Origin of the sequence: Microcoleus sp. BM001215392, assembly GCF_036700185.1 — a bacterium.
Lineage (GTDB): Bacteria > Cyanobacteriota > Cyanobacteriia > Cyanobacteriales > Microcoleaceae > Microcoleus.
In genome coordinates, this window is sequence record NZ_JAUBOJ010000602.1 from 1 (window position 1) to 2,749 (window position 2,749).

Below are 2,749 nucleotides of genomic sequence, written 5' to 3' on the forward strand. Positions count from 1 at the left end.
AGATAAACGCAGATAATTTTAGGGTGTTTTCCGATTTTTGCAATTCAAGTCTACTATAAATGCAGAAGCATCCGACAACATCCTAGTTAGCAACTCCAACACTACTCAACTCCTCAACTTTGCCGAATTTCCAGAAGTCCTGCGTTCTGCAATTGTCAGCGACCCAATGCTCGATCGAGCAGTACAACTGATTTGTATTGATGGTAGCGAATTTGACCCTCCAGATAATCCTGCCACTGATATCTACATCCAAATGGTAGAGCAAGGTTGTCCAGAACGACAAGAAGGAACACCCACAACTATGCCACTGCTCAAAGCCTATTGGCGACTGAATTTGAGAAACCTAGACAAACGAGTTGCTTTGGTGTTCTACAATTCTAAAATCGATCGCGAATTCAGCGCACCTTTTCTAACTGCACTGAGTGCTTTTGGAGGCCCGGTCGCAATCATCACCGATCGACCCTGCGACAATGTAAAACGCATTTGTCCTAACCATCCGAACCAGATCGATGCAGTTTTGAAATGGCTGAATCGCTCAATTTTGGAGGCTTGAATTTTGATTTTGGCAGCAGGCGATCGCTTTTTCACCAACTCAGGCCCGATCGCACTCACTCCCCCAAATCCAACTCGATCGAAACATTTCTTGATCTTTCTCTGAATTAAGAGAATCGTCGGCTAAAACAGAGTAGGAGCATTTCCGCTACGATCGAGAGTAGATAGGCTAGCACCAGATAAAATAAAGTAAAAATTCCATCCGCACTACCCGTTGAGATGGCTGCGAGCTCTCGGTTCTAAAGTGGAGATTTTGCTACCTTGGCATTTGCGGGGGAAATCGCTACAGAAATTCAAAATACTTGGAATTTATACAAATAGAAAGACAGAAATTGACGACAGCCGATCGATCTATTGTGGAAAACTTGCCGATTTCTGTGGAAAACCGCCCTTTTCCTGTGGAAAACTGCTACTAAATTAAGTGCGATCGCTTTAACCCGATCGATAGGATTTAAAAAATTGGAGGAATGGCGCTGAGTAAAAATACTTTTCTGACTGTTCAATTAATCCGTGTATCCGTGTCAAAATCACTGGTTGTGCCTTCATTTTTCAGAATCATAGCTAATTTGGTCGGAATGGTAAGCGGGAGGCTCAACGTGAATTAAGATGCGTACAGGGCTAAAACGTTTTTCCAAATAAGCTTCAACTTCTTCTGTAATCCGGTGAGCAGTTTCTACATCGACAGCATCGACAATCATGTGCATATCAATAAACACTTGACGCCCGATCAGCCCTCGGGAGGCGATCGAGTGACAGTTAACAACTCCGGGCACATCCATGGCGATCGCCTGAATAACTTCCGGTGCGATCGCCATTTCATCCACTAACCAAGGCAAATTTTCCCTTAAGACTTTCCAACCGCTACTAAATACCAAAAGAGCCACAGGAAAAGACAAAAATACGTCTAGGGATTGCAATTGAGGTATCTTTAAAATCTGGCCTTGCCAAACACCGATCAACCCGCCGATGACCATAATTGTCACCCAAACATCGCTCATCGTGTGTTGGGCGTCAGCCACCAAAATCGCGCTACCGAGACGTTTGCCAACTCTGCGCTCATAAAAAGTGACAAAAATATTAATCCCCAGTACCAGCAGCAAAATCCACAGTTCATTTGGGGATATTTTGACAGCTTTACCGCCGTGTAGCAACCTTTGGACAGCACCGCTGAGAATTTCAAAACAGGCAATTCCCAGAAAAACAGCAATTCCCAGAGCTCCGAGAGCGTCATATTTCTGGTGTCCGTAGGGATGATCGCGATCGGGCTGTGGATTGGCATAATGATTAGTTACCAATCCTAAAATATTATTAGCACTGTCCGTAACACTGTGCAAGGCATCTGCCAGCAAACTCAAGGAACCAGTCAGCAATCCCACGGCTGCTTTTATTGCCATCACTAGCAAGTTTAGCAATAAGGTAATGATTAAAACCTTGCGGACTTCGGAACGATTATCGGCTACCATAAAATCTCCTCGATCGGCCATCAAGTTTTCTGGCTTCTAGTTTAAAGCCGATCCTGTCATAAAAAGTTAAAAGTATTACAGAATCTAGGTTGCAACTAGATTTATCTTCATTAATTTAGCCTGGCTTCTTGAGATAATTTTTAATTAATCGCATTCTCGGCGCCCAATTTAGCTCGCAGGTACTTCTTTTAGGTTAGTGTATATTTTATCATTAACAATCGTATGTTAAATTTCATTGCCCATGTCTCTTTCCCCTCTAACACTGAATTTAGTTGAAGGTTCTGTCTCCTTTAGCTTTTCCCCGCAAGCCGCGCGGGATTTGCTCACCGCGATCGCCGCTTTGATGGACAGCTTGAAAGCCGTAGCAGCCAAAACCGCTGGCGGTAAAGCTTCTCCCCAAAAACCGATGGAATATCGGTATGCAGGGGATGTATTTTTGGAGGTTTTCTGCAACCCGAATATCTGGGCGACGCCTTTTGCTGCGAAAGTGCTGATTACGGTTAGGGACGATCGCCTGCGCGTCACCACCGAAGCCGAACTGAGCCGCCTGCGCGACGATCTCGCTCAGTATATCGAACAAGTCGGTTGAGATGCTTCAAGCTGAAACCCGTCCGCTTATCAAGGTTGCATTCCTCATAAATTAGCGGGTTTTGTCAAAGCTTAGCAGGCTGCCTTAGTTAGAGTAGCACCAATCCGTAGTATTTCGGAGTAATCCGAGGTATTGCAGCTACTCC

Annotated in this window: 3 protein-coding genes; 2 read left to right on the top strand and 1 reads right to left on the bottom strand. The window is 44.7% G+C overall.

Annotated elements, in window-relative coordinates; translation table 11 throughout:
• Positions 1–37: 37 nt before the first annotated feature.
• Positions 38–553, top strand: coding sequence for an NACHT C-terminal alpha/beta 1 domain-containing protein (locus tag QT974_RS33215; RefSeq protein ID WP_333472620.1), 516 nt, complete (start codon positions 38–40; stop codon positions 551–553).
• A gap of 541 nt (positions 554–1,094) precedes the next feature.
• Here QT974_RS33215 and QT974_RS33220 read toward each other — a convergent pair.
• The gene (locus tag QT974_RS33220; RefSeq protein WP_333472621.1) at positions 1,095–2,015 is read right to left on the bottom strand and encodes a cation diffusion facilitator family transporter; all 921 of its coding nucleotides are present in this window, start codon (positions 2,013–2,015) and stop codon (positions 1,095–1,097) included.
• 241 nt (positions 2,016–2,256) lie between these two features.
• Between QT974_RS33220 and QT974_RS33225 the strand changes: the two genes are divergently transcribed.
• On the top strand, positions 2,257–2,604 hold the full coding sequence (locus QT974_RS33225) for a hypothetical protein (RefSeq protein ID WP_333472622.1): 348 nt from the start codon (positions 2,257–2,259) through the stop codon (positions 2,602–2,604).
• The last annotated feature ends 145 nt before the right edge of the window (positions 2,605–2,749 follow it).